Below are 20,156 nucleotides of genomic sequence, written 5' to 3'. Positions count from 1 at the left end.
CAAAGGCGTGGGTGGTCGGGACAAGCCCGACCATGACGCAAAGCATCATGCGGGAGGACCTGCCGAGGTCGGCTCAACTTCCGCCGACGGCACCCGTAGCTTAGAGCGCCATCTCGACCTCGCGCCCGCGGCCGAGATCGGCCATCCAGCTGCGGTATTTCGGCTGGACCGCGAGCTGATGGGCATAGTGCCGGCGCAGCGCCTCGGTCAGGCGCCCGTTCCGGCCGAGCTGTTCATCGGCGAAGCCGATCATCACCGAGTTCGGCCAGGCCTGCGGGCGGATCTCGCGCAGCCTTTCGAACAGCACGTCCTCGCCCTCTGCCGGATCGGCCTGGGCCATCAGCGTCATCATCGCCGCGGTCGAACGCGAGATGCCCATATGGCAATGGACCAGCAGATGCCCCTTCACGCGGACGGCGGAGGTGTCGCGCAGGCCCTCGCCGAAGCGCAGGATCTCGCCGACATGTTCCTGCGCCGGCATGATCTGGCCGGGCCGCGGGTCGATGATGTCGTGGAAGCGCAGCGTGACGCGATGATGCTCGCCATAGGTGCCGAAGGCCTCGATCTCGGCACGGTCGGGATCGAGCACCGAGAGCACATGCGTCACCTCGCGCGCGCTGTTGCCCGGCAGCTCCTCGATGCCGCAGATGGTCAGGGTCGAGATCGCGAGGGTCTTCATGGCATGGCTCCGCTGCTGAGCCCGCCTAGATCCGTTCCGCCGGCGGCTCAACCGTCGGAAACGACGCGCACCCCGTCAAAACTGCGGCCGGCATCCCCTGACGCCGGCCGCGGTGATGTCCTACTCCGCCGCGACGGCCCGCAGGCCCTGGCCGAGCTCCTGGTCGACGAGGCCGACCCAGTAGCGCACGCCGTCCGGGATGATCGCGTCGTTGAAGTCGTAGAGCGGCGTGTGCAGGCCGACGAAGGAGCCGTCGGGATTGACGCCGTTGCCGATGCGCATGAAGGCGCCCGGCCGGACCAGCATCATCTCGGCGAAATCCTCGCCGCCCGTGCCGGGACGGAGCTGGCCGTTGACATGCTCGGCCCCGACGGCGGCGGAGGCCGCGGCGACCGCGACGCGGACCTGCTCGGCCTCGTTCACCAGCGGGCTGGTGCCGCGATGGTAGGTGGCTTCGGCCTTGCAACCCCAGGCCTGGGCGGTGGCCGCCGCGAGCTCGGCGATGCGCCGCTCGACGGTGTCGCGCACCTCCTGCGAATAGGTGCGGGCGGTGCCGCCGATGACGAGTTCGGAGGGGATGACGTTCGAGGCGTTGACGTCGCCGCCATGGATGTAGCCGACGCTGATCACCGCCGTGTCGAGCGGGGCGACGTTGCGGCCGATGATGCCCTGCAGGCCGAGCACGAAATGCGCCTGGGCATAGGTGATGTCGGTCGAGCGGTGCGGCTGCGAACCGCCATGGCCTCCGACGCCGTGGAAGGCGACCTTCCACGAATCCGCCGCCGCCAGGAACGGACCGACGGTGGTGCCGAAGGTCGATTCCGGCATGCCGGGCGTGTTGTGCAGCCCGTAGATCGCGTCGCAGGGGAAGCGCTCGAACAGCTTGTCGGCCAGCATGGCGTTGGCGCCGCCGCGACCTTCCTCGGCCGGCTGGAAGATCAGGTTGACGGTGCCGGCGAAATCCCGGTTCTCGGCGAGATAGCGCCCGGCCGCGAGCAGCATCGTGGTGTGCCCGTCATGGCCGCAGGCATGCATCCGGCCCGGATTCTTCGAGGAATAGGGCAGGTTCGTCGTCTCATCGAGGGCCAGGCAGTCCATGTCGGCGCGCAGGCCGATGGCACGTCCGCCCGGCTTGTTGCCACGGATCACGCCGACGACGCCGGTCTTGCCGACATTCTCGGTGACCTCGACGCCCCACTCACGCAGCTTGTCGGCGACGAGCTTGGCGGTGCGCACCTCTTCCAGGCCGAGTTCGGGATGGGCATGGATGTCGCGGCGGATCGCCGTGAACGCGGCATGGTGCTGGCCGAGCCAGTCGTCGAGCTTGGTCATGATCGCTGGTTTCCCCTCTCCTGCGGCATCGGGAAGCATGGTCCCCGCCATCTCCCGATCCACCCCATAGCCCTTACGCCCGAATGCGGCAGCATTACTGCGCAGATGCTGCAGACCGGCCATGCTCAGGCTGTTTATCCGCTGCCGGTCGCGGCTTGGGGCCCGATCCGAGCCCTCATCCTGAGGAGCCATTCCCCGGGGGAATGGCGTCTCGAAGGATGTTCCAGGAAGCTCGGAAATATCTGGAGCATCCTTCGAGACGCCGCTGACGCGGCTCCTCAGGATGAGGGCTCGGAAGCGGGAAACTGGCCCGAGGACCACCGGAAAACTTGACCTGCGAGCCGCATTGGCCCATGAGGGGTTGCAAGGACCTGCCCCGAAACCCCGGCCTTGCGCCGGGGTTTTGCATTTGCGCGGGCGCTTGCACGACAACGTGGAAGATCAAGCAGGGAAACCTCGCTCATGGCGAATGTTGTGGTGGTCGGCGCCCAGTGGGGCGACGAGGGCAAGGGCAAGATCGTCGACTGGCTCTCCAGCCAGGCCGATGTCGTCGTCAGGTTCCAGGGCGGCCATAATGCGGGCCACACCCTCGTCATCGACGGCGTCGTCTACAAGCTCTCGCTGCTGCCGTCGGGCATCGTGCGGCCGGGCAAGCTCTCGGTCATCGGCAACGGCGTCGTCGTCGATCCCTGGCACCTCGTCGAGGAGATCGCCAAGCTGCGCGCCCAGGGCGTCGCGATCACGCCGGAGAACCTGCGCATCGCCGACAACGCCACGCTGATCCTGCCGCTGCACCGCGAGCTCGACCATTTCCGCGAGACCTCGAATGCCGGCATGAAGATCGGCACGACCAAGCGCGGCATCGGCCCCGCCTATGAGGACAAGGTCGGCCGCCGCGCCATCCGCGTCATCGACCTCAAGGACGAGGCCCTGCTCGAGGCCAAGATCGAGCGCCTGCTCGCCCACCACAACGCGCTGCGCCGCGGGCTGGGCATCGGCGAGGTCGACGGGGCGGAGCTGCTCGGCCAGCTCAAGGCCGTCGCCGCCGAGGTGCTGCCCTATGCCGACACCGTCTGGGCGCTGCTCGATGCCGAGCGCCGCGCCGGCAAGCGCATCCTCTTCGAGGGCGCGCAGGGCGCGCTGCTCGACGTCGACCACGGCACCTATCCCTTCGTCACCTCCTCGAACATCGTCGCCGGCCAGGCCGCGACCGGCTCCGGCCTCGGCCCCTCGGGTGTCGGCTATGTGCTCGGCATCGCCAAGGCCTACACCACCCGCGTCGGCGAAGGCCCCTTCCCGACCGAGCTGTTCGACGAGATCGGCGAGCTGATCGGCACCAAGGGCAAGGAATTCGGCGTCGTCACCGGCCGCAAGCGCCGCTGCGGCTGGTTCGACGCCTGCCTGGTCCGCCAGACGGTCAAGACCTCCGGCATCGATGGCATCGCGCTGACCAAGCTCGACATTCTCGACGGCTTCAAGGAGATCAAGGTCTGCGTCGGCTACAAGCTAGACGGCCAGGTGCTGGAGCACCTGCCGGCCGGCCAGGCCGACCAGGCCCGGGTCGAGCCGATCTACGAGACCATCGAGGGCTGGGAAGGCTCGACCGCCAACGCCCGTTCCTGGGCCGATCTGCCGGCGCAGGCGATCAAATATGTCCGCCGCATCGAGGAACTGATCGGCGCCACCGTCGCCGTGCTCTCGACCAGCCCCGAGCGCGACGACACCATCCTCGTCCACAACCCCTTCGAGGGCTGAGCCGACCCGCCGAGGGTTGACGGCGGGCGCCATCAGCGACAAGTGAGGCCAATGGCCGACTTCTATCCGATCCTGGCGCGTGCCGTCGCCGGGCTGCCCGACAACTCCCCGGAGACGCGCCGCGCCATCTACGACCGGGCGCGGACGGCTCTGGTCGCGCAATTGCGCGGTCTCGACCCGCCGCTGAGCGAGGCCGAGATCATGCGCGAGCGCCTGGCGCTCGACGAAGCCGTGGCGCGGATCGAGGCGGATTACGAGGATGCGCCGCCCGCCCCGCCCGCCGGCGAAGGACCCGTGATCCGTCCGGCGGATCCCGCTCCGCCGCCGTCGCGCCCGGTTCCGCCCAAGCCACAGCCGGAATTCGCCCCCCTGCCGCCCGCCGCGGGCGAGGATGAGGGCGAGCCGCTGCCCGAGCCGGCCGAGCCGCAGGTGGCGCGCCCGCGCGTGCAGCCGCCGCGCGAATCGCGGGTCAAGCCGGGGCATATCCGTTCGGCCGTGGTCGGCGGCGTGGTGGCGGTCGCGGTCGCGGCCATCGCGGCCACCGCGATCTACGTCCACAAGCTGCGGCCGCAGGAGCCGGCGCGCCAGAACGGCGAGACGGCGCAGCAGCAGCGCCCGGCCAGCCAGACCGAGAGCAACGGCAAGATCACCGACCGCATCGGCGAGGCCGGCGCGCCGACGCAGGGCCGCGGCAACACGGCGAGCGCCTCCCCCGGCATCCCGGTGCCGCAGCCGGGCGGCGAGATCGCGGTGGCGCAACGCGCCGTGCTCTACACCGAAGTCCCGGAGAACCCGCAGCAGCCCAAGGCTGTGACCGGCCGCGTCTTCTGGCGCCTCGACAGCGAGAGCGCCGGCCAGGGCCGTCCGGTTGAGACGATCGTGCGGGCGACGGTGGAAATCCCCGAAGCCGGCCTCAATCTCGACTTCACCATCCGCCGCAACACGGATTCCGCCTTCCCGGCCTCGCACATCATCGGGCTGCGCTTCTCCAGCACGGGCGACCCGGCGACGCAGACGGTCAAGGAAGTCGGCGTGCCGCAGTTCAAGGCCGAGGAGAGCGAGCGCGGCGCACCGCTTTCGGCGATCAACTCGGCGCTCGGCGACAATCTCTTCGTCGCCGCGCTCTCGAACGTGCCCGTCGAGGTCGAGCGCAATCTCGACCTGATCCTCAACCGCAGCTGGATCGACATCCCCGTGCGCTTCGCCTCGGGCCGTCGCGGGATCATCACCTTCGAGAAGGGCGTCTCCGGCGGCCAGACCCTGTCCGACGCCTTCAATCGCTGGCGCTAGCATGCGCTCCTCCGGCAACGCCATCCTCGCCCGAAGACCCCGGCGGAAGCTCTGAAACGCCGCGCGTGCCGATTCGGCGCGCGCGGTCGATCCCCTTAGCTTCAACGGAAACCGGCAGCGCAGGCGGCCGGCAGGACGAAACCATGACGAATGCCTTCGAAAGCCCGTTCAAGGGCCGCCTGCTCTCGGAGCAGGTCACCAACCCCAACATCAGCGTCGGCCGCTACAGCTATTATTCCGGCTACTATCACGGCCACGCCTTCGACGACTGCGCCCGCTATCTCTGGCCCGAGCTCGCCGATGTCGACAAATTGATCATCGGCAGCTTCTGCTCGATCGGCACCGGGGCCACCTTCATGATGGCCGGCAATCAGGGCCACCGGAACGACTGGGTCTCCAGCTTCCCCTTTTTCTACATGAAGGAGGAGCCGGCCTTCGCAGGCGCCCGCGACGCCTTCCGCAAGGCCGGCGACACGGTCGTCGGCAGCGACGTCTGGATCGGCGCCGAGGCGATGATCATGCCGGGCATCCGCCTCGGCCATGGCGCGGTGGTCGGCAGCCGGGCGCTGGTGACCCGGGATGTCGAGCCCTACACCATCGTCGGCGGCAATCCGGCGCGGCCGCTGCGCAAGCGCTTTGGCGACGAGGAGATCGCCATGCTGCTCGAAATGGCCTGGTGGGACTGGCCGCTCGCGGAGATCGAGGCCGCCATGGACCTGCTCTGCTCGAGCGAGATCCGCGGCCTCCACGCGCGCTGGCGCGCCGCGAAGGCGGCGGGCTAGCTCTTCCTTTGCGCCGCGAATCGCGCCGCGGCCCGGAGCACGTCCGCCTCCGGGCCGAAGCCCGCCAGCGCCGCGACCGCGGCCTCGCTCAACCTGTCGCGCTCGCGCTTGGCGCCGTCGAGGCCGAGCGCGCCGACCAGGGTGGCCTTGCCCTTGTCCGCATCCTTCGCGGTCGCCTTGCCCATCTGCTCGGCGTCGGATTCGACGTCGAGGATGTCGTCGGCCACCTGGAAGGTCGCGCCCAGCGCCCGGCCGTAATCGCCGAGTGCCGCAAGCGCCGCCGCATCGGCGCCGCCGAGCCGGGCGCCGATCTCGACGCTGGCGGCGAGCAGCGCCCCGGTCTTCATCGCCTGCAGGCGGCGGATGGCGGCTTCCGGCAGTGCCTCCGGCCCCTCCGCGAATCGTCCCTCGGCCGCGAGGTCGAGCATCTGCCCGCCGACCATGCCGCCGAGCCCGGAAGCGCGCGCGAGGCAGCTGACCAGCGCCGCGCGCACGGCGCCGGACGGATGCGTCGCCTCGTCCGCCAGCACCTCGAAGGCCAGCGTCAGCAGCGCATCGCCGGCCAGGATCGCCGTCGCCTCGTCGAAGGCCTTGTGCACGGTCGGCCGGCCGCGGCGCAGATCGTCGTCGTCCATCGCCGGCAGGTCGTCATGCACCAGCGAATAGCAATGCAGCAGCTCGACCGCGGCGCCGGCGCGCAGCCCCTGCTCGGGCGCTGCGCCGAAAAGCCGCGCCGTCTCCGCGGTCAGGAATGGCCGCAGCCGCTTGCCGCCGCCGAGCGCGCCATGGCGCATCGCCGCGAGCAGGCGCGCCGGCCGGGCGGTCTCGCCGGGCTTCGCCGCATCGGCGAGCAGCGCCGCGAGCAGGGCCTCGATCGCCTCGGCATGGCGCGCCAGACGCGCCTCGATCTCGCCGGGGCTGGCCGATGATGGAACGGAACTCATGCGCGGGCCTCGCGTTCGCTGCCGGGACGGGGGCCTTGCCGGACGAAGGCGGCATCGTCAAGCTGCGCCGCCATGACGCAGGATATCGCGGACGAGCCGGTCGACCGGCAGGGGAGAGCGGGCCAAGGGGGACCAGGCGTGCTGGGTAGGGTTCTCGGCCAAGGTTTCCGACTCGCCTTCCGGCTCGCGTTCTGGCTGCTCCTCGCCCTCGCCGCGCTGATCGCGCTCTATCGCTTCATCCCCGTCCCCTCCACTCTGATGCTCGGCCGCTGGCTGACACTGCGCCCCGTCGAGCGCGAATGGGTGCCGCTGGAACAGATCTCGCCTCATCTGATCCGCGCCGTCATCGCCGCGGAGGACCAGCGCTTCTGCAGCCATCGCGGCATCGACTGGATCGAGCTCAACGCCGTGCTGGAGGATGAGGACGGGCCGAGCCGCGGCGCCTCGACGCTGACCATGCAGACCGCCAAGAACGTCTTCCTCTGGCCGGGCCGCTCCTATCTCCGCAAGGGGCTGGAGATCCCGCTGGCGATGGCGATCGACCTCGCCTGGGGCAAGCCGCGCGTCGTCGAGGTCTATCTCAACGTCGCCGAATGGGGCGAAGGGCTGTTCGGGGCGGAGGCGGCGGCACAGCGCTATTTCCGCAAGCCGGCCGCGAAGCTCTCCCCCGCCGAGGCTGCGCGCCTCGCCGCCGCGCTGCCGAATCCCCTGCTGCGCAATCCGGGCAGGCCGAACCGGGCCCTGCAATCCGCCGCCGGGCGGACGCTGCGGCGCCTCGGCCAGCTCGGGCCGCTCGGCGATTGCGCCCTTCCCGGCTGATCCCCCTGCCATTCCGAAGAAATCCGGATTCGGCACTAGCAATCCTCGCCCTGACCGTGTATGGCGAACGCCTCACGAGATTGATCCGTCGCCGTGGCGGATGCTTGGCCTTGGGCCAGCGTCCCGACGGTGGCACGATGGAGAGTACAATGGCCGTTCCGAAGAGAAAGACGTCGCCGTCGAAGCGTGGCATGCGCCGCTCGGCCGACGCGCTGAAGCAGCCCACCTATATCGAGGACAAGAACTCGGGCGAGCTGCGCCGTCCGCACCATGTCGACCTGAAGAGCGGCATGTATCGCGGCCGTCAGGTCCTGAAGGCCAAGACCGAGGCCTGAGCCGGAGGCGGTGGCGACGCCGCTCCCGCGACGATGAATGCGAACCGGCCGAAAGGCCGGTTTTTCTTTGCCTGCCTTCCGTCAGCCCCGGGGGCGCGGCAGCCGGCCGCGCGGCAGGAGCCGGGCCGTGGCCCTGTAGCTCCCGGCCGCCGCCTGCGGCGTCGCCCGGCCCGAGCGCGCGAACGGGCCGATCTCGGCCCGCGCCGCCGCCGCCTGCAGGAGCACGAGCACGCTGCGGTCGGCCATGGCCTGCTCCGGCCAGATTCGGGGCTCCGCCATGTATCACTCCGGCACAGACGAGTTGTGACGGAGCTCAGGCTGCAAATCGGCCGCCAGCCTTAACGGCGTATTAATCCGAATGGCCGCATCGTTTCGAAGCACTTCCCATCAGCCGGACAGAGCGACGAAGCACCAGAATGGCGCGACGCGTGCTGTCCCTCCGAGGCCGCGCGATGCCGACCCCCTCGATCTTCAGCTTCCAGAATGGCGGCCCGGTCGACCCCCGCAGCATCCTCTCCTCGATCGGCGAAGTCGTTTACGGCTGGGACGTGCAGAGCGACGCCCTGACCTGGGGGCCGAATGCCCGCGAGGTGCTGGGCCCACTTCCGGACCGGGCCCTGGCGCGCGGCCTCGCCTTCGCCGGCCTCGTCGAGCCGGGCAGCGGCCCGAGCCGCTACGACGCGATCTTCGGCTCCAGCGAGCATGACGACGGCGACGGCGTCATCTACCGCACCCGCTATGCCATCGACCTCGCCGGCCGCAAGATGTGGGCCGAGGACACCGGCCGCTGGTTCGCCGGCAGCGACGGCCGGCCGGCCCGTGCCCGCGGCGTGCTCCGCCTCGAACGCTCGGCCAAGCCCGAGGAGCTGGAGCGGCTCGGCAACGAGCTCTGCGACCGCCCGGCCCTGCTGGAGCGCATCGATTCGGCGCTGAAGGAGCATCTGCCGGCAGAGCGGCCGGTCGTCGTGCTGGTGGCGGCCATCGACGAGCTCGCCCGCCTCAACGACGATTTCGGCCATGAGGCCACCGACGAGATCATCAGCACCGTGCATGAGCGGCTGCGCGCGGTGACGCGCCGCCGCGACCATCTCGTGCGCTATGCCGGGAACAGCTTCGCCATCCTGCTCGTCGGCTGCCCGCAGGACCAGATCGAATCGGCGGCGCAGCGCTTCATCAAGATCGTCGCCCAGTCGGCGATCGAGACGGCACGCGGCATCGCGCTGGTGCGCCTGCGCGTCGGCGCCGCCAGCGCCCCCGAACTCGGGAACCATGCCGGCTCGCTGCTTGGCGCGGCCGAAGGGGCGCTCGCCAGCGCCCGCGCCGGCTCGGTCGACACCGCCGTCACCGCGAAGCCGCGTCCAAGGCGCGAGACCGCAGGCGATCCGGTCGGCTTCGACGTGCAGGCCCTCGCCGCGCTGAACGAGCGGCGGGTGCACCTGGCCCTGCAGCCGATCGTCCGGACCGTTTCGCGCGAGCCCGCCTTCCACGAGGCGCTGCTGCGCGTCGGCCAGGGCCAGAGCGGGCTCTATTTCGCCTCGGCCGAACTCATCCCGATGCTGGAGCGACGCGGCCTGGTGCGGCTGTTCGATCACCGCGTGCTCGAGCTCGCCATGGAGATGATGGACGAGGATCCGGACCTGGTGCTGTCGGTCAACGTCTCGCCGCGCTCGCTGGCCGATCCGGAATGGCTCGACGCCTTCATCGCCTGCACCGATGCCGGTGCGAGCAAGGCCTCGCGCCTGATCGTCGAGGTCACCGAGACGGCGACGATCGAGAACCCGGCCCGGATGGCGAAGCTGCTCGGGCGCATCAAGCGGCAGGGCGCGCGCATCGCGATCGACGATTTCGGCGCTGGCCACACCTCGCTGCGCCATCTGCGCGCCTTCCCGATCGACATCCTCAAGATCGACGGCGCCTTCACCCAGAATCTGCGCCGCTCGACCGACGACCGATTCTATGTCCGCACGCTGGTCGATCTCGCCGGCCATCTCGGCGTCGAGACGGTGGCCGAATGGGTCGATGACGAGATGCAGGCCGCCATGCTGCGCGACTGGGGCGTCACCTATCTGCAGGGGCATCTCGTCGGCCGGGCGGAGCTGCAGGCGCCTTCGCAGCCCGCACTTCGCAAGCGCGCGGCCGGCTGAAGCCAGCACCCCAATCTGGCGCTTGGAGGGATGAGCGTTCCCGCTAAGGGCCGACGACGAGACCCATTCGAGCCTCGCGATCGACCGATGAAGGTTCGGTAGAATCGGCCTTGCGCTGACTGTTTCGAAGAAATCCGCGTTGCTGCCGGAGCGGACGGCACAGCGGAACAAGGCACTCACTCCAGGAGGTTGCGCCGCTTCGGGACGGGAGCAGTTCGTTACTTTCGCTTAACTTCCGGCTGCACTGTATGTGTTGCGCTGTTGCTGATTCGCCGTTCAGTTGAATTGGCGGAATGTACGTTGCGCCATGTCCCAACGCGACGACGTTGAAACCTAGACGGCCGGGGGGCTGAGAATTGAAGAGTTTAGCAGCAAGGAGCGGCGCAGCCGCTCGCGGCTATCGCCGAACCGTGTTGCTGCCGACAGCGCTCGTCGCGCTGGTTTGCGCCGGCAACTTTCCGGCGGCTGCCCAATCGGTCGTGGGCAGCGGCGATGTGAATCCCGGCCCTGCTCAGTCGCCGAACTGGGCCGTTGGTAGCGACCTCCTGGTCGGCGATACCGGCGTCGGTCAGCTCGACATCAGTGCCGGCGGAACCGTGGTCAACGATTTCGGCGCGATCGGCTACAATCCGGGCGGCAATGGCACGGTCACCGTTTCAGGCGTCGATGGCGACGGCAATGCGTCGACCTGGACCAATACGAGCGACCTCGTCATCGGCCAATCCGGCACAGGTTCGCTGACCATCCTTGGTGGCGGCAAGGTGAGCAGCCAGAGTGGCTCTATCGCCGCCGACCTTGGCAGCCAGGGCACAGTCACGGTCTCGGGCGTCGACGGCAACGGCAGGGCTTCGACATGGACCAACACCAGAGATCTCTATGTCGGCTCCGACGGGACCGCGACATTGACGATTCTCGCCGGCGGCCAGGTTTCGAATGTCGGCGGCAGCATCGGCAGCGGCAGCAGCGTGCTGGTCGGCGGACGGGGCTCGTCCTGGCAGAATAGCGGCCGCCTGACGATCGGCTTGCATGGGGCCGGAACTCTGCGCGTCGAAAACGGCGCTACGATTTCGAGCGCAGACGGCCTCATTGGCAGCGGTGCCCAGGGCGATGTCGTGCTGACTGGCGCGAGCACGAGCTGGACCAATACGGGTCAATTGACCGTCGGCAGCTTCAGCACGGGCACGCTGCGCATCGAGGGTGGCGCCAGCGTCAGCAGCAATCAGGGCTATATCGGCGCCAACAGCACCGGCACCGTCACCGTGACCGGGGCGGGTTCGAAATGGTCGATGTCGCCGTACAACCTGACCATCGGCAATGTTGGCACCGGTTCTCTGACGGTCGAGAATGGCGGGTTGGTTCGCGCCGAGAGCGGTGTCCTGCTCGGCGCTGCCGCAGGCTCCGGCGGAACGCTGCTCCTACAGGGCACTGCAAGCAATCGCGGCGTTCTGGAAACCAGCCGGATTTCGGGTGGCGCCGGTGCAGCGAGCGTCACGCTCGACGGCGGCCTGCTGCGCGCCACTGGCGGCAACTCCAATTTCTTCAGCAGTTTCGGCACGCGCAGCATCGCCATCGACACCAATGGCGCCGTTATCGACACGAATGGCCATGACATCGGCATCTCCCCCGCCTTCGCGGGCGCGGGCGCGCTGATCAAGGACGGAGCCGGCCAGCTGACCCTGACCGGCGACAGCGGCGCGACCTTCACCGGCGCCGCCAGCGTGACGGCGGGCACGCTCGCCGTGAACGGCGTCCTAGGCGGGACGATGGAGGTCATCGGCGGCCGCCTGCAGGGTATCGGCACGGTCGGCGCCACCGTCAATCAGCCGGGCGGCACGATCGCTCCGGGCAATTCGATCGGCACACTGACGATCAACGGCAGTTATCTCGGCAATGGCGGCCGGCTCGAAATCGAAACCGTGCTCGGCGGCGATTCCTCGCCATCCGACCGCCTTGTGATCACCGGCAGCACTGCGGGCACGACCATCGTCAGGGTGCTGAACCGGGGCGGCGTCGGAACACAGACCATCGAGGGCATCAAGATCATCGATGTCGGCGGGGCCTCGAACGGCGTCTTCAACCTCCAGGGCGACTACGCCTTCCAGGGGCAGCAGGCCATCGTCGCAGGCGCTTATGCCTACACCTTGCAGAAGAACGGCATCAGCACGCCGAACGATGGCGACTGGCATCTGCGCTCGGCCTATATGGCACCGCCCTCTCCGACCTCACCGTCGGCCGGCTCGACCATCATCCGCCCGATCTACCAACCCGGAGCGCCCATCTACGAAGCCTATGGCCATATCCTGCAGAGCCTGAACGAGCTTCAGACCCTGCGTCAGCGCGTCGGCGAGCGCTTCGACAGCCGGACCGACGATACGCCGAACGCGGCAGGCCGTGCGATCTGGGCCCGCATCGATGCAGTCCACAGCCGCGTCGCGCCGGGGTTTTCCACGACCGGCACGAGCTACATGATCGATAGCTGGCGTCTGCAGGCCGGCGCCGACGGGCAGGTTTTCGCCAGCGATGCCGGCACGCTGATCGGGGGCGTGTCGCTGCATCATGGCGAAGCGTTGGCCGATATCTCCTCGGTCTTCGGCCGCGGCAAGATCAAGACCTCAGGTAGCGGGTTCGGCGGGGCGCTGACGTGGCATGGCGCGACTGGCTTCTATGCCGACGCGCAGACCAAGTTCAGCTGGTTAGACAGCGACCTGTCCTCCACGACGACCGGGCGCCAGCTCGCCAAGGGCAAGGCCGGCTTCGGCTATGCGCTGGGGCTCGAACTGGGGCAGCGCATCGCGCTTTCCGGTGGCTGGTCACTGACGCCGCAAGCGCAGCTGACTTATGCGCATGTCGATGCCGACCGCTTCGTCGACCCGTTCGGTGCCCACGTCGCCCTGAGCGACGGCGACGGCCTGCGCGGGCGACTTGGCCTGTCCATGGACTACCGCCAGAGCTGGCGCGACGCGGCAGGGCGACGGGTCAATACGGCGCTCTATGGCATCGCCAACCTGCACTACGAATTTCTCGACGGGACGACGGCAACCGTCGCCGGCACGCCTTTGATCAACCGTGGAGAGCGGCTCTGGGGTGGGCTCGGCCTCGGCGCCAAATACGAAACGGGCCGCTATGCCCTCTATGGCGAGGTCGAGGCCCGGACCAGCCTGGCGCACTTTACCGACAGCCACAGCATCACCGGGCGCGCGGGCATCAGGGTCGGCTGGTAAAAAAGCAGCGCCCCTCTTTCGCGAGGGCGCTGCTCAGGATCGCAGGACCGGCTCAGCGCGAGCGGGACAGCTTGTCGAGGCGCTCGCGCATCTCGCTGAGCTCGCGCTTGAGATCGCTGAGCTCGCCCGCCCCCGCCGGCGCGGCCGGCTTGGCACCCTCCGCCTCCTGCCGGGCCTCGGCCGCGGCAGTGAAAGGATTGAACAGCCGGAACGCCTCGGTGAACATCTGCATGTTGGCGCGCGTCTGGGCCTGGATCGCGTCGAGCGCGTTGCCGCCGAACGCGCCCCCGCCGAAAGCCTTGGCCATCTGCTCGCGGAACTTGTTCTGGTCCTTGGCGAAGTTCTCCATCGAGAATTCGAGGTAGCGCGGCACCAGCGCCTGCATGCTGTCGCCGTAGAAGCGGATCAGCTGGCGCAGGAAGGTGATCGGCAGCAGGTTCTGCCCGTCCTTGGCCTCCTCGTCGAAGATGATCTGCGCCAGCACCGAGCGCGTGATGTCCTCGCCCGACTTCGCGTCATAGACGACGAAATCCTCGCCCGCGCGGACGAGCCCGGCGAGATCCTCCAATGTCACATAAGAGCTGGTGCCTGTGTGGTAGAGACGCCGGTTGGCGTATTTCTTGATGACGGTCGGTTCTTTGTCGCTGGCCATCAGATCCTGCTTGACGTTGATCCGCGGCCACTGGTGTTCCCGGCGTGCTCGGCGGAGCGGTCTCCCTGCACCGACGATAGCCTGTCGGTGCTGCACCGCAAGCTCTTTGAGCGGGCGCTGCAAAAATCTGTCGGAAGTGAGACGTCGGCCTCGGCTTTCGGCCTTATCCACAGCCGCGCGGCGAGCCTCCCTTCCGATTTGGCCCTTCGCCCGTCTTGACGGCGTCGCAGCAGGCTTCGAAGGTGGTTGTGAACGGCTGGGCCGGCGGGAGCGGCGCAGCATGAACGACAAAGCGAGGACACTCTCATGGCAGATTCGGATATCGTGATCGTCGGCGCAGCCCGCACGGCGGTCGGTGCCTTCAATGGCGCCTTCGCCAACACCCCCGCCCATGAGCTCGGCGCCATCGCGATCCGGGAGGCGCTGAAGCGCGCCAAGGTCGAGGGCGGCGAGGTCGACGAGGTCGTGATGGGCCAGATCCTGACCGCGGCCCAGGGCCAGAACCCGGCCCGCCAGGCGGCGATGGCCGCCGGCATCCCCCAGGAGAAGACCGCCTGGGGCCTCAATCAGCTCTGCGGCTCCGGCCTGCGCACCGTCGCCATCGGCCTGCAGCAGATCGCCAATGGCGACGCCGACATCATCGTCGCCGGCGGCCAGGAATCGATGTCGCTCGCCCCGCATGCCTCGCATCTGCGCAACGGCACCAAGATGGGCGACACCAAGTTCATCGACACGATGATCAAGGACGGTCTCTGGGACGCCTTCCACGGCTACCACATGGGCACCACCGCCGAGAACGTCGCGACCAAGTACCAGATCAGCCGCGACGAGCAGGACCGCTTCGCCGTCGCCTCGCAGAACAAGGCCGAGGCCGCGCAGAAGGCCGGCCGCTTCAAGGACGAGATCGTTCCCGTGACGATTTCGTCGCGCAAGGGCGATGTCATCGTCGACTGCGACGAGTATCCGCGCCACGGCGCCACGATCGAGGCCATGGCCAAGCTCAAGCCCGCCTTCTCGAAGGACGGCACGGTGACCGCCGGCAACGCCTCGGGCATCAATGACGGCGCCGCCGCGCTGGTGCTGATGACGGCCAAGGAAGCCGCCCGCCGCGGCCTCACCCCGCTCGCCCGCATCGCCTCCTGGGCGACGGCCGGCGTCGACCCGGCGATCATGGGCACGGGCCCGATCCCGGCGACCCGCAAGGCGCTGGAGAAGGCCGGCTGGAAGGTCGGCGATCTCGATCTCGTCGAGGCCAACGAGGCCTTCGCGGCGCAGGCGCTGGCGGTCAACAAGGACCTCGGCTGGAACCCCGACATCGTCAACGTCAATGGCGGCGCCATCGCGATCGGCCATCCGATCGGCGCCTCCGGCGCGCGCGTGCTGGTGACGCTGCTGCACGAGATGGCCAAGCGCGACGCCAGGAAGGGCCTCGCCACGCTCTGCATCGGCGGCGGCATGGGCGTCGCCATGGCGGTCGAGCGCTGAGAAGCGGCTGCCGATGGCGAAGCGCACGACGCTCTATCGCTATCTCACGGGCCCCGATGACGCATCCTTCTGTCATCGGGTCAGCGAGGCCTTGAGCCGCGGCTGGTCGCTCTACGGCCAGCCGACGCTGACCTTCGACGCAAGCCAGGGCCGCGTGATCTGCGGCCAGGCCATCATCAAGGACGTGGACGAACCCTACTCACCCGAGTTGAAACTATCCGAACAATGACGGCGGCAAGCCGCAGAGGACTTCACCAAGAGGGAGAATGGCTATGACGAAGGTGGCGTTGGTGACGGGGGGCACGCGCGGCATCGGCGCGGCGATCTGCAAGACCCTGCAGGAGGCCGGGTACAAGGTCGCCGCCAACTATGCCGGCAATGACGAGGCCGCCGCCAAGTTCAAGGCCGAGACCGGCATCCCGGTCTACAAATGGGACGTCGGCGATCACGATGCCTGCGCCGCCGGCATCGCCCAGGTCGAGGCCGAGAACGGCCCGGTCGATATCCTGGTCAACAATGCCGGCATCACCCGTGACGGCTTCTTCCACAAGATGACCAAGGACCAGTGGTCGGCGGTGATCCGCACCAATCTCGATTCGCTGTTCAACATGACCCGCCCGGTCATCGAGGGGATGCGGGCCCGGAATTTCGGCCGCATCATCGTGATCTCCTCGATCAACGGCTCGAAGGGCCAGATGGGCCAGGTCAACTATTCCGCCGCCAAGGCGGGCGACATCGGCTTCGTCAAGGCGCTGGCGCAGGAGAACGCCAACAAGGGCATCACCGTCAACGCGATCACGCCCGGCTATATCGGCACCGACATGGTCGCCGCCATGCCCGAGGCGGCGCTGCAGCGCGTCGTGGCGGGCATCCCGGCCGGGCGCCTCGGCAAGCCCGAGGAGATCGCCCAGATGGTCGCCTGGCTCGCCTCCGAGCACGGCGCCTTCGCCACCGGCGCGACCTTCGCCATCAATGGCGGCCAGTACATGGCCTGACGGGCGACGACCCGGTATCCCGCTCAGGCGACGGCGGGCCGCGGCGTGCCGTCGGCCTCCGTCGCCGCGGGCTCCTGCGAGATCGTCGGGTTGAGCGGGTCGATGACCTCGAAGGGCCGCTCGACCTTGGGCGGCGCCTCCCGCATCCGGACGCGCATGCCCGCCACCGCTGCCAGCATCAGGGCGATCGCGGCCATGAAGTAGAGCAGGCCGTCGATGTCGAAGTGCGCCATGATCCAGGCGCCGACCAGCGGGCCGAGCGCCGAGCCGAAGCCGCTGACCAGGATCAGCCGCCCGCTCACCGCCACCACCCGGTCGGCCGGCATCCGGTCCAGCGCATGGGCGACGCAGACCGGGTAGAGCGTCGACATGAAGCCGCCGAGCAGCGCCGCCACCGGCAGGACGGCGGCCAGCGAGCGCGGCATCGCCAGCAGCAGCACGACGACCGCGGCATAGGCCACCGCCAGCGCCGCCAGCACCAGGCGGCGGTCGTTGCGATCCGACAGGCGGCCGACCGGCACCTGCAGCGCCAGGCCGCCGAGCACCGCGACCAGCATGAACAGCGCGATCGTCTGCTGCGGAGCGCCATTGCTCAGCATCCAGGCCGGAACCAGCGCATAGAAGGCGCTGGTGATCACGCCGCTGACGACGCAGCCGATCACCGAGATCGGCGCCTGGCGCGTCAGCTCGCCGTAACGCAGCTCCGCCTCCGGCGCGAGGCCCGGCGCCTCGGCCCGCGTCGTGCTGACCATCACCAGCGCCAGCGCGAACAGCGCGATGATGACCTGGAAGGCTCCGGCCGAATGGATGGAGAGGCCGACGATGGCGAGCTGGCCGATGGCCAGCGCCAGGAAGGTGCCGACCATATAGGTCGAGAAGACGCGGCCGCGCTGGTCCGGCACCGCCTTGGCGTTGAGCCAGCTCTCCGTGGTGACGAACAGCCCGACGCAGCCGACGCCGATCACCACCCGGCAGGCCGCCCAGACCAGTGCCGAGCTCCAGAGCGGCATCAGCGCCGTCGCGATCACCACCAGCCCGGCAAAGGCGGTATAGGCCCTGATATGGCCGATGCGCTGGATCACGCTGCCGCTCCACACCGCACCGATGGTGAAGCCGACGAAATAGGCGCTGAGCACGATGCCCGTCGCGGCGGCGCCGAAATCCTCGAGCGTCAGGCGCAGGGACAGGAAGGTGTTGAAGAAGCCGTTCGCGAGCTGAACCAGACTCGTCGCGGCGATCAATGTTCCGATCTGTACCAGCATCGGCCATCCCTGCGGCAGCGGCCGTCAGCGTCCGGCCCGAAAACCCCAGCGCTAGCGACCGAATGTGGGCTCAATGCGTCAGGGCCGCCGGAAGGCCGGCGGCCCTGCGATCTCAGGCGCGCGCTACCGGCTCAGCCATGCCGCTTGCCGCGCGGCAACAGGAAGGTCAGCAGGCCGACGGCCGGCAGCCAGGCGCAGATCTTGAAGACCTGGATGATGCCGATCTGGTCCGCGAGCGCGCCGATGCCGGCCGCCGCGATGCCGCCGAGACCGAAGGACAGGCCGTAGAACAGCCCGCCGACCAGCCCGACGCGGTGCGGCACGAGGTCGATCGCGTAGATCAGGATCGCCGAGAAGGCGCTCGCCATGACGAAGCTGATGACGACGCTGAGCACGCCGGTCCAGAACAGATCGGCATAGGGCAGCATCAGCGCGAAGGGCAGCGAGCCCAGGATCGACAGCCAGATCACCCGGTCGCGGCCGATGCGGTCCCCGATCATGCCGCCGATGATGACGCCGGCCGCGCCGACGACGAGATAGAGGAACAGCATGATCTGGGAGAGCTGCAGCGTCACGCCGAAGCGCTCGATCAGGTAGAAGGTGTAATAGGAGGTGAAGGCGGCGGTATAGCCGTTCTTCGAGATCAGCAGCAGGATCAGCACGCTCATCGCCAGCAGCACGCGCCCATGCGGCAGGCCGTGATCCGCGACCTCCTCGACATGATCGCTGGAAGCCTTCTGGTCGCGCCGCAGCGCCGAATAGCGCGAGCCGAGCCAGCCCATCACCAGCATCGCCACCAGCACGACGCCGGAGAACCAGGACAGGCTCTCCTGGCCGCGCGGCACCACGACCATCGCCGCCAGCAGCGGGCCGGTGGCGTAGCCGATATGGCCGCCGACCTGGAAGACGCCCTGCGCCAGCCCCTGCCGGCCGGCGGCGGCATGGCGCGCCATCCGCGTCGCCTCGGGATGGAACACGGCGGAGCCGAGGCCGATCAGGGCCGCGCCGATCAGCACCACCCCATAGCTGTGGGCGAAGGAGAGCAGCAGCAGCCCCGACAGCGTCGCGCACATGCCGGCGACCATCGCATAGGGCCAGGGCCGGCGGTCGGTGACATAGCCGAGCAGCGGCTGCAGCAGCGACGACGTCACCTGGAAGGCGAGCGTGATCAGGCCGATCTGCACGAAGTCGAGCTGATAGGCTTCCTTGATCAGCGGGTAGAGTGCCGGGATCATCGACTGGACGAGGTCGTTCAGCAGATGCGCGACGCTCAGCGCGGCCAGAACCGGCATCAGAGGCCGGCGAGCGGCGGATTGCAGCGGGATCGTGGTCATTCCAGAGGGATGATGTGCCTCGCGCGCGCGGTCAACGGGTCCCGGAGCATGGCGCCCATGGCGTCGGTGCCGAGCTGCGGTGCAGCAAGCGCGCCCGGGTCGAGCACGGTGCGCCGGACAAGCCGCCGGCGGCGCCGTCCCGATAACCAGACGGCACGCGTCGCGAACGGGATCGGCAAGCGGCTGCAAAGCTGCTATCGCGCTCGTTCCCACCCGGCTGTTTTTCCATGACCTCCCGCACCGCGACCCTCATCGGCTTCTGCGCGATCCTGCTCTGGTCGACCCTCGCCCTGTTCACGGCGATGTCGGGGCGGGTCCCGCCCTTCCAGCTCGTCGCCATGACCTTCATCATCGGCGGGCTCCTGATCCTCGCTATCACGGCGCTGCGCGGCAATCTCTCGCGCATCCGGCCGACGCCGGCCTCCTTCGCGCTCGGCCTCTACGGGCCCTTCGGCGATACCGCGCTCTACTATGCCGCGGTGAAGACGGCCCCGCCGGCCGAGGCGAACCTGATCCATTATCTCTGGCCGCTGCTGATCGTGCTCTTCGCCGCGCTGCTGCCGGGCGCCGGGCTGAAGCCGCGCCATCTCGTCGGGGCGCTGATCGGCCTCGTCGCGACGGGCCTGCTGGTCTCCGGCGGGCTCGGGACCGGCGGCGGCCTCGCACTCGGGCATGGGCTGGCGGCGCTCGGCGCCTTCGTCTGGGCGAGCTATTCGGTGGTGTCGCGCCGCTTCGCCAACGTACCCTCGGAAAGCCTCTGCATCACGATGCTGGGCTGCGCCGTGCCGGCGCTCGCGCTCCACCTCGCCTTCGAGACCACCCTGTGGTCGCTGACATCGGTCGAATGGGCGGGTGCGCTCGGCCTCGGCCTCGGCTCGATCGGGCTTGCCTTCGTCGTCTGGGATATCGGCATGAAGCATGGCGACGTCGCCTTGCTCGGCGTCGCCTCCTATGCCGCGCCGGTGCTCTCGACGCTGATCCTCGTGCTTTTCGGCTACGCCCCGGCGAGCTGGCTGCTCGGCGCCTCCTGCGCGCTCATCGTCGTCGGCGCGCTGGTGGCGAGCGGCGGCGGGCGGAAGGGCTGACCCCGCATCGCCACGGTCGGGCTTGCCCCGACCATCCACGTC

Annotated in this window: 17 protein-coding genes and 2 pseudogenes; 12 read left to right on the top strand and 7 right to left on the bottom strand. The window is 68.9% G+C overall.

Translation table 11 applies throughout. The features are described 5' to 3' along the window. Window positions 1-100: 100 nt before the first annotated feature. The gene (locus tag B5Y19_RS12355) at window positions 101-679 is read right to left on the bottom strand and encodes a tyrosine phosphatase family protein (protein ID WP_055728174.1); all 579 of its coding nucleotides are present in this window, start codon (window positions 677-679) and stop codon (window positions 101-103) included. Window positions 680-799: 120 nt separating this feature from the next. Continuing rightward, window positions 800-2,011, bottom strand: coding sequence for an amidohydrolase (locus B5Y19_RS12350; RefSeq protein WP_055728175.1), 1,212 nt, complete (start codon window positions 2,009-2,011; stop codon window positions 800-802). A gap of 462 nt (window positions 2,012-2,473) precedes the next feature. Between B5Y19_RS12350 and B5Y19_RS12345 the strand changes: the two genes are divergently transcribed. From B5Y19_RS12345 to catB, 3 genes are all read left to right on the top strand, one after another. Then, complete coding sequence (locus B5Y19_RS12345) at window positions 2,474-3,766, top strand: adenylosuccinate synthase (RefSeq protein ID WP_055728176.1); 1,293 nt, start codon at window positions 2,474-2,476, stop codon at window positions 3,764-3,766. Between the two features lie 51 nt (window positions 3,767-3,817). After that, window positions 3,818-5,056, top strand: a complete 1,239-nt coding sequence (locus B5Y19_RS12340) for a hypothetical protein (RefSeq protein ID WP_079591524.1) — start codon at window positions 3,818-3,820, stop codon at window positions 5,054-5,056. Window positions 5,057-5,199: 143 nt separating this feature from the next. Next, complete coding sequence (catB, locus tag B5Y19_RS12335; protein WP_055728135.1) at window positions 5,200-5,838, top strand: type B chloramphenicol O-acetyltransferase; 639 nt, start codon at window positions 5,200-5,202, stop codon at window positions 5,836-5,838. On the opposite strand, the gene B5Y19_RS12330 is transcribed toward catB, so the two are convergent. Then, window positions 5,835-6,782 (bottom strand): polyprenyl synthetase family protein, encoded by a 948-nt coding sequence (locus B5Y19_RS12330; RefSeq protein WP_055728136.1) that lies wholly within the window; start codon window positions 6,780-6,782, stop codon window positions 5,835-5,837. The genes catB and B5Y19_RS12330 overlap by 4 nt on opposite strands. Window positions 6,783-6,854: 72 nt before the next feature. Here B5Y19_RS12330 and mtgA point away from each other — a divergent pair, with 72 nt between their 5' ends. Continuing rightward, on the top strand, window positions 6,855-7,601 hold the full coding sequence (gene mtgA / locus B5Y19_RS12325; protein WP_079591523.1) for a monofunctional biosynthetic peptidoglycan transglycosylase: 747 nt from the start codon (window positions 6,855-6,857) through the stop codon (window positions 7,599-7,601). Window positions 7,602-7,750: 149 nt separating this feature from the next. Next, a complete protein-coding gene (rpmF, locus tag B5Y19_RS12320; RefSeq protein WP_043233137.1) occupies window positions 7,751-7,936 on the top strand; it encodes a 50S ribosomal protein L32 in 186 nt (61 codons plus the stop codon). Window positions 7,937-8,017: 81 nt separating this feature from the next. Here the strand turns inward: rpmF and B5Y19_RS12315 are convergent, their stop codons facing one another. Beyond that, window positions 8,018-8,215, bottom strand: coding sequence for a hypothetical protein (locus B5Y19_RS12315; RefSeq protein WP_055728137.1), 198 nt, complete (start codon window positions 8,213-8,215; stop codon window positions 8,018-8,020). 173 nt (window positions 8,216-8,388) lie between these two features. Between B5Y19_RS12315 and B5Y19_RS12310 the strand changes: the two genes are divergently transcribed. From B5Y19_RS12310 to B5Y19_RS26800, 3 genes and pseudogenes are all read left to right on the top strand, one after another. Beyond that, window positions 8,389-10,080 (top strand): GGDEF domain-containing phosphodiesterase, encoded by a 1,692-nt coding sequence (locus tag B5Y19_RS12310; protein ID WP_055728138.1) that lies wholly within the window; start codon window positions 8,389-8,391, stop codon window positions 10,078-10,080. A gap of 410 nt (window positions 10,081-10,490) precedes the next feature. Then, window positions 10,491-11,429, top strand: a pseudogene (locus B5Y19_RS26805) (autotransporter domain-containing protein); the annotation flags it as partial. A 303-nt stretch (window positions 11,430-11,732) separates the two neighbouring features. After that, a pseudogene (locus B5Y19_RS26800) lies at window positions 11,733-13,301 on the top strand (autotransporter family protein); the annotation flags it as partial. 52 nt (window positions 13,302-13,353) lie between these two features. On the opposite strand, the gene phaR reads toward B5Y19_RS26800, so the two are convergent. Next, window positions 13,354-13,953: a polyhydroxyalkanoate synthesis repressor PhaR gene (gene phaR / locus B5Y19_RS12300; protein ID WP_055728140.1), complete on the bottom strand. Its 600-nt coding sequence runs from the start codon at window positions 13,951-13,953 to the stop codon at window positions 13,354-13,356. Window positions 13,954-14,259: 306 nt separating this feature from the next. Here phaR and B5Y19_RS12295 point away from each other — a divergent pair, with 306 nt between their 5' ends. Genes B5Y19_RS12295 through phbB form a run of 3 tightly spaced genes read left to right on the top strand, consistent with a single transcriptional unit; the run spans window position 14,260 to window position 16,433 of the window. Continuing rightward, window positions 14,260-15,438, top strand: coding sequence for an acetyl-CoA C-acetyltransferase (locus tag B5Y19_RS12295; RefSeq protein ID WP_055728141.1), 1,179 nt, complete (start codon window positions 14,260-14,262; stop codon window positions 15,436-15,438). A 13-nt stretch (window positions 15,439-15,451) separates the two neighbouring features. Further along, window positions 15,452-15,667: a DUF1737 domain-containing protein gene (locus tag B5Y19_RS12290; RefSeq protein ID WP_055728142.1), complete on the top strand. Its 216-nt coding sequence runs from the start codon at window positions 15,452-15,454 to the stop codon at window positions 15,665-15,667. A gap of 43 nt (window positions 15,668-15,710) precedes the next feature. Next, the gene (gene phbB, locus B5Y19_RS12285) at window positions 15,711-16,433 is read left to right on the top strand and encodes an acetoacetyl-CoA reductase (protein WP_055728143.1); all 723 of its coding nucleotides are present in this window, start codon (window positions 15,711-15,713) and stop codon (window positions 16,431-16,433) included. Window positions 16,434-16,456: 23 nt separating this feature from the next. On the opposite strand, the gene B5Y19_RS12280 is transcribed toward phbB, so the two are convergent. Then, window positions 16,457-17,695 (bottom strand): MFS transporter, encoded by a 1,239-nt coding sequence (locus tag B5Y19_RS12280; protein ID WP_055728144.1) that lies wholly within the window; start codon window positions 17,693-17,695, stop codon window positions 16,457-16,459. 131 nt (window positions 17,696-17,826) lie between these two features. After that, on the bottom strand, window positions 17,827-19,029 hold the full coding sequence (locus tag B5Y19_RS12275) for an MFS transporter (protein WP_055728145.1): 1,203 nt from the start codon (window positions 19,027-19,029) through the stop codon (window positions 17,827-17,829). Window positions 19,030-19,256: 227 nt separating this feature from the next. On the opposite strand from B5Y19_RS12275, the gene yddG reads away from it, so the two are divergent. After that, complete coding sequence (gene yddG, locus B5Y19_RS12265; RefSeq protein ID WP_055728147.1) at window positions 19,257-20,114, top strand: aromatic amino acid exporter YddG; 858 nt, start codon at window positions 19,257-19,259, stop codon at window positions 20,112-20,114. Window positions 20,115-20,156: the final 42 nt, after the last annotated feature.

Source organism: Allobosea thiooxidans (genome assembly GCF_900168195.1).
GTDB classification, from domain to species: domain Bacteria; phylum Pseudomonadota; class Alphaproteobacteria; order Rhizobiales; family Beijerinckiaceae; genus Allobosea; species Allobosea thiooxidans.
The sequence above is the reverse complement of the archived record's forward strand: the minus strand, read 5'-3'. Positions and strand labels throughout refer to the sequence as shown.